We start from the raw sequence: 11712 nt of genomic DNA, 5'->3' as shown, positions 1-11712 counted from the left end.
ACAGACCGGCCCAAGCCGGCAAGGCTGCCGGATCCTGCCACTCCAGCACAGCAAGAGACATCCGTGAATTCTCCCTCCCTTGACGCATTCCTGGCGGGGGTTGCCCGCCGCGACCCCAATCAACCTGAATTCCTCCAGGCCGTGAAGGAAGTGATGATGACGCTCTGGCCGTTCGTCGAGCGCAATCCGCGCTACGCCGACCAGGCCCTGCTTGAGCGGCTGGTGGAGCCCGAGCGCGTGATCCAGTTCCGCGTGGCCTGGACTGACGACCAGAACCGGGTGCAGGTCAACCGCGCCTTCCGCGTGCAGCACAGCTCGGCCATCGGCCCGTTCAAGGGCGGCATGCGCTTCCACCCGACCGTGAACCTGTCGGTGCTGAAATTCCTGGGCTTCGAGCAGACCTTCAAGAACGCGCTGACCACGCTGCCCATGGGCGGCGGCAAGGGCGGCTCGGACTTCGATCCCAAGGGCAAGTCCGACGGCGAAGTGATGCGCTTCTGCCAGGCGCTGGTGACCGAGCTGTACCGCCACCTGGGCCCGGATACCGACATCCCGGCCGGCGATATCGGCGTGGGTGCGCGTGAGGTCGGCTTCATGGCCGGGATGATGAAGAAGCTGTCGAACCAGTCCGCCTGCGTCTTTACCGGCAAGGGCCTGGCCTACGGCGGCAGCCTGATGCGCCCGGAAGCCACCGGCTACGGCACGGTCTACTTCGCGCAGGAGATGCTGCACCGGCGCGGGCGCGGCTTCGACGGCCTGCGCGTGCTGATCTCCGGTTCGGGCAACGTGGCCCAGTACGCGGCCGAGAAGGCCATCGAGCTGGGGGCCACGGTGCTGACGCTGTCCGATTCCGGCGGCGTGCTGCACTACCCGCAAGGCATGACCACGGAACAGCTGGCCGAAGTGATGGCCTTCAAGAATGAAGAGCGCGGCCGCCTGTCCGACTTTGCCGCCCGCCATGGCATCACCTTCGAGGCCGGCCGCACCCCGTGGCACGTGCCCGCCGACGTGGCGCTGCCCTGCGCCACGCAGAACGAACTGGACGGCAACGACGCCGAGACCCTGCTTGGCAACGGCGTGATCTGCGTGGCCGAAGGCGCCAACATGCCGTCGACGCTGGAAGCGGTGGACCGCTTTGTCGACGCGAAGATCCTGTACGCACCGGGCAAAGCCAGCAACGCCGGCGGCGTGGCCACCTCCGGCCTGGAAATGTCCCAGAACGCGATGCGCCTGTCGTGGCACCACGCCGAGGTCGACGAGAAGCTGCACGCGATCATGAAGGACATCCACCAGAACTGCATTCACCACGGGCAGAAGGCGGGCGGCTATATCAACTATGTGGAAGGCGCGAATATCGCCGGCTTCGTCAAGGTGGCCGACGCCATGCTGGCGCAAGGCGTGATCTGACCTCCAGGGGCACTACAGCCAGCCAGCAAAAAAAGGGGCAGCCCTCGCGGGACTGCCCCTTTTGCTTTGCGCCTCAGGCATTGCGGCCTGCCGGCGTGTCACCCGCTTACTGCTGCGCCGGGAACGTCAGCGCATTGGTCAGGTCACCCATCGGCTTGGCGTTGTTGAGCACCAGCGAGGCGTCGCGCAGTTTCAGCCCCGGCAGGGTCGGCAGCGCGAAGCGGTGCGTGATGAAACGCAGCACCGAGGCGGTGTCGTACTGGGTGTGGTCGACGTAGCCCTTCTTTGCGTACGGCGATACCACGATCGCCGGGATCCGCGTGCCCGGGCCCCAGCGATCGCCCGAGGGCACTGCCGCATGGTCGTAGAAGCCGCCGTTCTCGTCGTAGGTGACGACGATCAGCATGTCCTTCCATTGCGGGCTCTGCTGCAACTGGGCAATGACGTTGGCAATATGGGCATCGCCATCGGTCACGCTGGCATAGCCGGGGTGCTGGTTCAGGTTGCCCTGCGGCTTGTAGAACGTCACGGCGGGCAGCTTGCCGGCGGCTGCATCCTGCAGGAACTGGCTGTCATAGTCCTTCAGGTGCGCGCTGCGGTAATCCGCGTGCGCCACCGGATCGAACGAAGCGTAGTAGTTGAACGGCTGGTGGTGCGGCTGGAAGTTCGGCGCGGTGTTGTTGTAGATGCCGGTCGGGTCCTGCGCCACCTTGGACCAGGCCCCGGCGTACCAGGCCCAGCTGATGCCGCGCGCATCGAGCAGGTCGGCGATGGTGGTCTGGCTCAGCACCGGCATTGTGCTGCTGTTGGCCGGATCGGCGAACAGCTTGGTGGTGTCGGTGGTAGCGGGCTTGTTGCCGCTCGGCTGGTAAGCCGGCTGCATGGTGTTGACCGCGTAGAACATGCCGGCGGCGTCCTTGGGCGTGAGCGCGCCGTCATTCAGGTACGTCGGCGCGCCATTGAGCACCGATGACGGGTTGCTGGTGCCCGGGGTAAGGCGCACGAAGTTGCCGCCCGCGTCGACGTCGATGGCGGAGATCTTGCCCTTGGCCACCGAGGTGTCGGCGTTGGGATACTGCGGCGCGCAGGCGCAAACCAGGTACTGGTGGTTCAGGAACGAACCGCCGAACGCGCCCATGTAGAAGTTGTCGGCCAGCACGTACTGCTGGGCGATCTTCCACATGGCCATGCCGCTGCCATCGTAGTAGCCCATCGACAGGCCGCCGGCATCGGAGTAGGCGGCGTACTTGTCGTTCTTGCCGCGATTGATCTGCATCTGGTTGTTATAGAAGCGATGCACCAGGTCACGCGTGATGACCGACTGCGACACCACCACGCCGGTGCCGTTGACACCGGCCGGGTCGTCGATGCGGAACGGCTTGTTGGCCCAGTTCGTGGTGCTGGACTGCGGCAGCGTAACGGTCTGGCCGGCCGCGGTCAGGCCGCCCCAGGTAGGTGGCAGCACGGGAAGCGTGGAGCCGTCGAAGTCCTTCTGCGGCTCGGCCTTGCCGGTCGAGGCCGGGTTCACGCCCGGGACGCCGTTGGCGCCGGGGAACAGGCCGTAGAGGTTGTCAAAGCCGCGGTTCTCGGCGTAGATGACGACCACGGTCTTGATCTTTTGCAGCGCCAGGCGCTTGGCCACGCGTTCGCGCATGCCCTGGTTGATATCGCCGCCGTCGGCCACCGTGTCAGCGATGAGGTCGATGGCCTGCTCGATTTCCGCTTGCAGGTTGGCCTTGATCTTGCTGTCGCCTTCCTTGTTGTGGTCGGTCAGCAGCTTCTCGGCGGGCACGCCGAGGCGGGCGGCCACCTGGGCCCTGGCGTCATCCAGGCTGCTGCCGTTGCTTTCCATGAGCGCGACCAGTTCGGTGGAAATGGCGCTGACAATGCCGTTGGCGCTTGCCGGGGCCCGGAACACCAGCGGGCGCGTCACGGCGTTGCGCACGCCGCCGTCTTCATTACGGAAGGCGTCCGTGCCGATCTCTGCCACCACTGCGCCCAGGCCGGGCAGCGTGAATGCGCCCTGCGCGTTGGTGAAGGCACTGGCTTCACCGCTGTCGCACTTGCCATTGTTGTTGGCATCCAGGCAGACGCGGGCGTGTTCGAAGTAGCTGCCGGTGACCACACCGGAAGTGCTGGCGGACGGCGCGGAGTCGCTGCCTCCGCAGGCAGTCACGCCCAAGGCAGTCAACACCGCCAGGGACAACGGTCGGAATACTTGGCTCATATCGATCCCTATTTGTTGGTTGGGGACATTGTTCTGAGATGCCGCGGGAGTCTCGCGCCGCTCTGTTTCAGCTTGATGACCGGCGTGGATGTCGTGAAGGCCAAAGATGAGGGCCCGGATCGCGCGACGGCAATCCGGGTGCGTCACGGAACTGTCATGAATCCTTGCTAGGCTCGCCGCTCATCTGATGCCCGGGTCGTGTTTCCGCCCCCGGTCTCGCGCATTTGCCTGCTCTGCTGCTGCCGCTCGCTCCGCCCCCCTCCCGTCATGCTGCCAGTTCCGTCGCTGTTGAAAGCCCCGATGCCCTCGTTGCAGGCGTGCGGACGCGCAGCCGCCGGGATATTGCTGATATTGTCGGTCGGGGTGCTCGGGGCGTGCGGCAGGGAGCAGGCGCACGCCGTCCAAGGCACGGCGGGGGCTTCCACGGTGGCCGCAGCCGCGAGCCAGCCTGTGCCGGCGTCTGCAGGTGCCTTCTACACCATGCTGGCGACGCGCAGGCCATCGGTACCGGCCATGAACGCGCTGGGCAAGGCACTGTTCTTCGATCCCTCGTTGTCCGCATCGGGGCAGCTGTCCTGCGCCAGCTGCCATAGCCCGGAGCATGCCTACGGGCCAGCCAACGACCTGTCCGTGCAACTGGGCGGCGCCGATATGCGGCGCACCGGCGTGCGCGCCGCGCCTTCGTTGCGCTACGTGCAGAATGTGCCGCCGTTTACCGAGCATTTCCACGAGAACGACGGCAACGACAGCGAAGACCAGGGGCCCGCAGGGGGGCACAACTGGGACGGCAGGGCGTCCTCCACCCATGAGCAGGCGCGCATTCCGCTGCTGTCGCCGCACGAGATGGCCAACCAGGATCCGGCGGCCGTGGTGGCGCGCGTTCGCGCGGGCCGCCACGCGCAGACATTCCGCGAAGTGTTCGGGCCGGACATTCTCGACCGCGACGACACGGCCTTCCAGGCCGTGCTGATGGTGCTGGAGGTGTTCCAGGAAACGCCGGCGGAGTTCTACCCCTACACCAGCAAGTACGATGCCGTGCTGCGCGGACAGGCGAAACTGAGTCCGCAGGAGGCGCGCGGGCTGAAGGTGTTCAACGATCCCGCCAAGGGAAACTGCGCTGCCTGCCATCCCAGCGCAATCAGCGCCGACGGCGTGTTTCCGGCGTTCAGCGACTTTGGATTCATCGCGCTTGGCGTGCCGCGCAACCGCAAACTGGCCGGCAACGGCGACCCTGCATTCTTCGACCTGGGATTGTGCGGCCCCGACCGCACCGACCTGCGCGGGCACGAAGCATACTGCGGCCTGTTCCGCACGCCCTCACTGCGCAATGTGGCGACGCGCAAGGCCTTCTTTCACAACGGCATGCTCCACTCGCTGGACGAGGTGATGCACTTCTACGCCGAGCGCGACACCCGCCCGGGCAAGTGGTATCCGCGCAAGCCGGATGGCGGCGTGGACAAGTTCGACGACCTGCCCGAGCGCTATCGCGGCAACGTCAATATGGAACCGCCCTTCGGCGGCCGTCCAGGCGGCCGAGCCGCGCTGGCGGAGGGCGAGATCCGCGACGTGATTGCGTTCCTGAGCACGCTGACTGACGGGTATCGCGCTTCGGCGGCGCGCTGATCGGCCGCCCGGCCGTATTGAGGGGGCTGTCACGCTGGCGCGTATGCGAAGCTGATCCCGAAGAGGATAGATCTCAGCGCAAAAGCGGACGGATGTTGGGTGATCTCAGTGAAGCGATGCCACGCGGTCCCCGTTCGTCAGGACACGTAGTGCGGAGGAGGCGCAACCGGTCCTTCAACCGTATCCATCTCCGTCGCCGACAGGTGATTGATATATCGTCCGGAAACGGTATCTGCACGCTCGATTTCTTCAAACGTCAGCGCTTTGGCCCATGCGTCGCAGCACACGCAGGCCAGCATAAGCATGGCCGCAGTCTTCTTTGCGTCGTGCATTGGTGTTCTCCTTGAAGTCAAGGGTGGTTTCTGCAAATGATTTCTTTTGGAGCATCGTGCCCGCGAGCGGTTTTCCATCGAGGGTAAGTAACGAGGTAATGTGGCGCTACTTGCCCGGCGCTCCGGATCCGTTGCCGAGCCCGGTGCCACTGGCTTTTGTCTTGGCCCTTTGGCACAGAACCAGCGACACGCACAGGCTCAGGAACACGCCGGCGAAGGACTCGTCCAACGGCACGCGCGGCCTTGCCGGCATCAGCGCGGTAAAGACACAGAGGTTGACCATCAGGACACCGGCGAGTGCCGCAGCTGCCCAGCCATACCGGCGCCGCAGGATCGTTGGAACAAACAGATACTTCGGCACCAGGATGCCGAGCACAATGGCTATGTAGCCGAGCATGGCAATGCCATAGGCGTTGACCTGGAATTCTGACAGCGTTAGCGTCCCTGCCATCTGCGGCGAACCTCATTCTTGTAGTAACCCGGATTGTCCTTCTCGATCTTGCTATTGAGCAGCGCCATCCAGACGCTCATGACGGGGCCGTAGCACGCTTCGTAGAGCGTTGGCGCCACCTCGCCTCCAAAGAAATGCCTGAGCAGGAGATAGTTCGCGGCAAACACCGCGCATAACGTGAAAACCGTCATGAGATAACGCTCGCCATGGACGAACGGAAACAACAGCAGTCTCGGGATGAAATAGAAGAAGACAAAGCAGGAATACACTGCCTTGAGCTTCTCTTGATCAGTGATGCCGTAGTCCATTGCCAGTTCTGTGATCGGCCGGCGAATGGTGTCGCCAGCCTTCATGATTTAGCGCTTCAGCAACCCAGGCCGGCGGCCCCGCATTTCGACCGTGTCGGCTCGGGGAGCATTGGGATAAAGGCCGCGGCGCCGGTGGCGAGCAACGCTCCTAGCGGCGGCATCGTGGCAGCAATGCCACCGACGGTTCCGGCGCTGAACCCGGTCCCGGCAGTCCAGACAAGGCCTGCGGCGGTCGGGTTGGGGGTGTTGACCCAATAGGTGGCGCCATTGGCAATCGCGCCGCTGACTGCTGCAACGCCGGCAATGACCACCGGCGCAACCGAGCCCTCGACAGAATCCATTTCGGTGCCAGATATCTGGCTGATATGCAGTCCCGCCGGCGCATCCATCCGTTCGATATCGCCAAACGTCGTGGGCGCTTTTGCCCACGCACCGCAGCACAAGCTTGCGAGCGCCAGTGCGGCCGTGGTTCTTCGTACGTGTTCCATCGGTTCCTCTCCTTAAAAGGTGGTTACTGCAAGCGTTCCCTTTCGGGCATGGCGCCCAGCTTTACTACCGTGCCGAGCGTTATCTGCGTACCGCCGCGCCCGCTGACATTGGCGTTGCCGCTGAGCGAAATGGTGGTTCGGTCACTGGCGCGATAGCCCAGGCCGAACACCAGCGCGGTTTGCGTGCTGCGTTGCGAGGGCAGGCCTTGCGGGTCGTTCTCTGCCTGCTGCAATTGCCAGTTGATGCCGCCATAGAGAGTGACGGTCTCGTTCACGGCAAAGCCGACCTGCGGCGTCAGCATCAGCACATTGCCAGGCCTGGCGACGCTGTCATGGCGCGGCAGGTTGAGGCGATAGGACGCGTTCAGGCTCAGCACCACCGGGTCGATGGTGCGATAGAGCGTGCCGGCAGCGGTGAAGCTGCTGAAGTAGGAGGTGGCATCGCTGCTGTGCTCCACCGCACCGGTTTCCAGAAAGGCCACCAATCCAGGGCTGCCTTGCTCCTTCAGGAAGCGGTGACTGATGGCAAGCGAAAGGCTGGAGAAGCTGGTGTTGTTGCTGGACTCGCGGTTGAGCCCTTCGAGCAGGGTCCGCTCGCTGGTGTACGAACCAGTGCCTGAAAACGACAGTTCGGTGTCGGACGAGTACCCGTAGCGCAGGCCGGCATACGCCACCAGTGAATCGACGTTGCGGGTTTTCGGCACCAAGCCGGTTGCGACCGGGACAATGTTCTGCCCCACCTGGATATAGATTGGGCCGCGGGCGGCCGTCCCGGTCGCCTCATGGTTGAAGTAGGAGAGCCCGGCGTCTGCACGCCAGCGGTTCTGGGCCGTCAGCAGGTCCTCCAGCGTCGGCACGATCTGCGAGGACGCGGAACACGGAGCCAGGGCGGCGGTCGCGGCGACCATCCTTGTCAGGCGACGGATCATGGTCGGAAGGGCCTTAGAATTAGTCCGCCGAACCTGGCGGGAATGGGCCGCATGAACCGCGGATCGCCCACCCGGTCCGTCTTGCGTGGCAGCACGACCAGGGCGCGGCCCGGATAGTCGCGGCTGAGGCGGGTGGTCCACAGGCGCATGAAATCCGGGATGGCGTAGACGCGGTTGCCGAGCGATGGGTCGGCCAGCGCCACCGAGCGTGCATCGATGCTGCGCAACACGGAGAAGTGGTTGTCGTTGCCTGCATGGAGGAAGACGATGGCGGGCAGTCCCAGCTGGCGTAGCGCTTCCAGCGAAAGGGCGTAGCCGCGCGCTTCGTAGCCGAAGTGACTGGCCGCAGCGGACAAGCTGCTGAACGTGGCCGGGCCCTTGGCGGCGATCTGCTTCAGGACGGCGGCTTCGTCGACCGCCTCGCCGTAGTAATGCTGCAGCAACGTAGCCAGCGCAGCGGCCCCGCAGGAATAGTCGAACCGTTGCTTGACGACGCCGTCATCGCGCATCGCCTTCCATGAGCGCACCGGGGGTGTGCCTGCCGCAGTGGCCTGGCAAAGCTGGGCAAATGTCAGCGCGAGAAGAGGAATGACCTGGCGTTTCATGTCGAGGCGTCTGGAGCAGATCCGGCGACGTGCGGGGTAGTGCTGAGATGAAAATCATTCTCATTGATGTCGATGTGCTGCAGGTTAACGACGCCAGCCCACCGGCGGAGACGGCCGAATCAGCGAACCCATGCGGCCGTGGCTGCCTGATGCCGCGATAGGTCTGCGGTTACGGATGAATCTTCGCAATCGGTTCGCGGTTGCTGCGGCTGTGGTTATGATTCGGGGCTCTATCCTTGATCCGTCGGAGTCTGCCCATGACCCCTCTTGCCGCCATGCCTGCCTGGTTTGCCTGGGCGCTGATGTCTGCTGTCTTTGCCGCATTCACGGCGATCTTTGCCAAGGTCGGCCTGGCCGGCATCGATCCGGATATGGCCACGCTGGTGCGCGTGGTCATCATCACCGGGGTGCTGGCGGTGTTCGTGGCGGTGACGGGCAAATGGGGAAACCCGGCCATGTTCACGCCGCGGAACTGGATCTTCCTGACCCTGTCCGCGCTGGCGACCGGTGCTTCCTGGGTGTGCTACTTCCGCGCGCTGCAGATTGGCGATGCGTCCAAGGTGGCGCCGGTGGACAAGTTCAGCCTGGTGCTGGTGGCGGTGTTCGCGGTGCTGTTCCTGGGCGAGCGGCCCGCCCCGCGCGAGTGGCTGGGGATTGCGCTGGTGGCGGCCGGGGTCATGGTGCTGAGTCTGCGGCGCTAGGGCCAGGTGCCTCGCCGTCCGGGGCCGGTTCGTTGCGCGCCCGTGCCAGGTAGGCGTGCAGCGCGGCCTGCTTGGACGGGTAGAACAGGATGCCGGTGCTTGCCGGCGGCACGCCGCGGCGCTCCAGCCAGGAGGTCAGCTGCGCGGTGCGCCCGGCGATTGCCAGTTGGGTACCGCGCGCGGACAGCTGCGCCTGCAGGTCGCGCATCATGGTGGCGCCGGTCAGGTCGACGTGTGCGATGGAGATGGCATCGATGACGACCCAGCGCGCTTCTCGCAGCACGGTCAGCGCCAGGATGCGCTGGCGCAGGAAGTCCGCGTTGAAGAACGTCAGCGGCGATTCGAAACGATAGATCAGCAGGCCCGGCAAGGGCCGGGCCTCGGGGTAGTGGGCCAGTTCGTAGAAACCATCGTGGCCTTGCCACAAGCCCAGTTGCTGCTCGTCGGGGCGGGCCATCTGCGCCAGGAAGCGCAGCAGCGCAATGGCCACGGCCAGCAGGATGACCGACATCACCCCCAGCAGCACCACGCCCGCCACCGTCACCAGCGCAATGCCGTGTTCGGCGCGGCTGTAGCGGCGCAGCGCCATCAGGCCGCCAAAGTCGAACAGGCTGAAGGCCGAGGCGATCAGGATCGCGCCCAGCGCGGCCGTGGGCAGCGCCGCCAGCAGGTCGGTCAGGAACAGCAGCACCAGCAGCACCGTCACCGCGCCCACTACCGACACCATGCGCGTGCGCCCGCCGGCGGCCTCGTTGATGGCGGTGCGCGAGCTCGATCCGCTGACGGCAAAGCCCTGGCTGAGCGCGCTGGCGATGCTGGCCGCGCCGATGCCGATGAACTCCTGGTTGGCGTCGATGGTGTAGCCGTTGCGCGCGGCAAAGCTGCGGCTGGTCAGCATGCCGCTGCTGAGCGACACCAATGCCAGCGCGGCCGCGGCCGGCACCAGCGTGCCGAACAGCTCGTGCGGCATCGACGGCGCGATCAGCCGCGGCAGCCCGGCCGGCACCGGACCCACCACCTGGACGCCGAGGCCCTGCAGGCCCAGCATCCAGCTGACGAAGGTGGCGAAGGCCAGCGCGAACAGCGCGGCGGGCGCGCGCGGCTGCCACGCGCGCCCGCCAAAGTAGACCGCCAGCGTCAGCGCGCCCAGCGCGGCCGTGGGCCAGTGGATCGCGCCCGCCTGCGCGAGGAATGAATCCGCCTGGCCGATCACGTCGCGGCCCGCCAGCGTCAGTCCGGTAACTTTGCCGATCTGGCTGAAGGCGATGTTGATAGCCACGCCGTTGAGCAGGCCGGCAAGGATCGGCATGGACAGGAAATCGGCCAGGAAGCCCAGCCGGAACTTGCCCGCCAGCACGCAGAAGACGCCGGTCAGCAGTGTCAGCGACACCGACAGCGCGCGGTAGGCCTCGCTGTCGGGCAGCGCCAGCGGCGACAGCGTGGCGGCGATCATCGCGCAGGTGGCGGCGTCGGGACCGACGATCAGCTGGCGTGACGAGCCGAACAGCGCATAGACCAGCATCGGCAGGACCACGCTGTACAGGCCGACCACCGGGCTGAAGCCGGCCAGCTGGGCATAGGCCACGCTGATGGGCAGGCTGACCGCGGCCACCGACACGCCTGCCTGCAGGTCCACCGGGAAATCCTTGCGGCGGTAGCGCAGCAGCTCGGCGGCGCCGGGCATCAGGCGGGTCAGGGCGTGGTGCAGCATGGCGGGGTGGGTGGTGGGTTCAGCGATGGCTTGCCTGGCCGGGAAATGCGGCTACGATGGCGGTGATCCCGAATCGTTCATCCATACAGGAGGCAAGCGACATGCTGGAACTCAGACCGGGCTGCGAACATTGCAACAAGCCCTTGCCACCCGAATCCGCCGAAGCCCGCATCTGCTCGTACGAATGCACGTTCTGCGCGGGGTGTGTGGACATGCTCGGCAATGTCTGCCCGAACTGCGGGGGTGGCTTCACGCCGCGGCCGGTGCGCCCGGCGCGCGACTGGAAGAACGGCAACTATCTCGGCAATGACCCGGCCAGCACCAAGGTGAAGCACCGGCCGGTCGACCTTGCGGCGCACGCCCGCTTTGCCGAGGCGATCGCCCCGATCCCGCCTGAGCAGCGCTAGCCTTTGGATTTCGGCTGGAGCAGCTCGCTGGCCTCTTTCACATTCTGCTCGGCGCGCTTGCTGATCACCGCCAGCGCTTCGGCCTGCGCCTTCTGCGCGGTTTCGGCCAGGGCGCGCATGTTCTCCAGTGCCTGGTGCAACTGCTGCTGCACGAATTCACTGTGCCTGGCCATGGCCTCGGCCGGATTGCCCGCCGCGGCGTACTGCTGAGCGGCCGCCTGCAACTGCTGCATGGTCTGGGCGAAGATCTCCTGCTGCTTCTGCACCACGGCCTGGATCCCCTCATAGGCCAGCTTGTTGGCCTCGGTCAGGGCCTCGATGTCCTTGCGGCGCGCTTCGATGACCGCGCTCATGTCCACGCCCGGCAGGCGGAACTGTTCCATCATCTTGGTGAAGTCTGCAAAGGGATTGGGAGGCGTGGCCATGCTGGGACTCCTTCAGGAAGGACTGGCAGGGTGGCCGGCGGCGGGGATGGAGCGCCCTTTGGCCGGGTTCCTGATCACTATAGCCGGTATCCGCACAC

At 65.6% G+C, this 11712-nt stretch carries 13 protein-coding genes; 4 read left to right on the top strand and 9 right to left on the bottom strand.

Annotated elements, in window-relative coordinates; translation table 11 throughout:
• The first annotated feature begins 63 nt into the window (after positions 1–63).
• The gene (gdhA, locus tag ACREYQ_RS27280) at positions 64–1407 is read left to right on the top strand and encodes an NADP-specific glutamate dehydrogenase (RefSeq protein ID WP_432261087.1); all 1344 of its coding nucleotides are present in this window, start codon (positions 64–66) and stop codon (positions 1405–1407) included.
• A gap of 106 nt (positions 1408–1513) precedes the next feature.
• Here gdhA and acpA read toward each other — a convergent pair whose 3' ends face one another.
• Entirely contained in the window at positions 1514–3634 is a 2121-nt protein-coding gene (acpA, locus tag ACREYQ_RS27275; protein ID WP_432261086.1) for an acid phosphatase, read from the bottom strand.
• 300 nt (positions 3635–3934) lie between these two features.
• On the opposite strand from acpA, the gene ACREYQ_RS27270 reads away from it, so the two are divergent.
• Positions 3935–5257 (top strand): cytochrome-c peroxidase, encoded by a 1323-nt coding sequence (locus tag ACREYQ_RS27270; protein ID WP_432261085.1) that lies wholly within the window; start codon positions 3935–3937, stop codon positions 5255–5257.
• A 137-nt stretch (positions 5258–5394) separates the two neighbouring features.
• Here ACREYQ_RS27270 and ACREYQ_RS27265 read toward each other — a convergent pair whose 3' ends face one another.
• From ACREYQ_RS27265 to ACREYQ_RS27240, 6 genes are all read right to left on the bottom strand, one after another.
• Positions 5395–5589, bottom strand: a complete 195-nt coding sequence (locus tag ACREYQ_RS27265) for a hypothetical protein (protein ID WP_432261084.1) — start codon at positions 5587–5589, stop codon at positions 5395–5397.
• A 106-nt stretch (positions 5590–5695) separates the two neighbouring features.
• Entirely contained in the window at positions 5696–6040 is a 345-nt protein-coding gene (locus ACREYQ_RS27260) for a hypothetical protein (RefSeq protein WP_432261083.1), read from the bottom strand.
• Positions 6025–6393, bottom strand: a complete 369-nt coding sequence (locus ACREYQ_RS27255) for a hypothetical protein (RefSeq protein ID WP_432261082.1) — start codon at positions 6391–6393, stop codon at positions 6025–6027. Before ACREYQ_RS27255 ends, ACREYQ_RS27260 begins: the two co-directional genes overlap by 16 nt.
• An 11-nt stretch (positions 6394–6404) precedes the next feature.
• Entirely contained in the window at positions 6405–6836 is a 432-nt protein-coding gene (locus tag ACREYQ_RS27250) for a hypothetical protein (protein WP_432261081.1), read from the bottom strand.
• Between the two features lie 23 nt (positions 6837–6859).
• Positions 6860–7765 carry a transporter gene (locus tag ACREYQ_RS27245; RefSeq protein ID WP_432261080.1) on the bottom strand — a complete coding sequence of 302 codons (906 nt, stop codon included), beginning with the start codon at positions 7763–7765 and terminating at the stop codon, positions 6860–6862.
• Complete coding sequence (locus ACREYQ_RS27240) at positions 7762–8370, bottom strand: C39 family peptidase (RefSeq protein WP_432261079.1); 609 nt, start codon at positions 8368–8370, stop codon at positions 7762–7764. Before ACREYQ_RS27240 ends, ACREYQ_RS27245 begins: the two co-directional genes overlap by 4 nt.
• A gap of 257 nt (positions 8371–8627) precedes the next feature.
• Between ACREYQ_RS27240 and ACREYQ_RS27235 the strand changes: the two genes are divergently transcribed.
• The gene (locus tag ACREYQ_RS27235) at positions 8628–9071 is read left to right on the top strand and encodes an EamA family transporter (RefSeq protein ID WP_432261078.1); all 444 of its coding nucleotides are present in this window, start codon (positions 8628–8630) and stop codon (positions 9069–9071) included.
• On the opposite strand, the gene ACREYQ_RS27230 is transcribed toward ACREYQ_RS27235, so the two are convergent.
• Complete coding sequence (locus tag ACREYQ_RS27230; protein ID WP_432261077.1) at positions 9046–10782, bottom strand: SulP family inorganic anion transporter; 1737 nt, start codon at positions 10780–10782, stop codon at positions 9046–9048. The genes ACREYQ_RS27235 and ACREYQ_RS27230 overlap by 26 nt on opposite strands.
• Positions 10783–10883: 101 nt before the next feature.
• Here ACREYQ_RS27230 and ACREYQ_RS27225 point away from each other — a divergent pair, with 101 nt between their 5' ends.
• A complete protein-coding gene (locus ACREYQ_RS27225) occupies positions 10884–11189 on the top strand; it encodes a DUF1272 domain-containing protein (RefSeq protein WP_432261076.1) in 306 nt (101 codons plus the stop codon).
• Here ACREYQ_RS27225 and ACREYQ_RS27220 read toward each other — a convergent pair.
• Positions 11186–11614 (bottom strand): phasin family protein, encoded by a 429-nt coding sequence (locus ACREYQ_RS27220; RefSeq protein WP_432261075.1) that lies wholly within the window; start codon positions 11612–11614, stop codon positions 11186–11188. The two genes, ACREYQ_RS27225 and ACREYQ_RS27220, sit on opposite strands and share 4 nt — an antisense overlap.
• Positions 11615–11712 lie beyond the last annotated feature (98 nt).

Origin of the sequence: Cupriavidus sp. TMH.W2, from assembly GCF_050847365.1 — a bacterium.
Classification (GTDB): Bacteria; Pseudomonadota; Gammaproteobacteria; order Burkholderiales; family Burkholderiaceae; genus Cupriavidus.
This window is presented reverse-complemented; position numbering and strand designations above follow the sequence as displayed.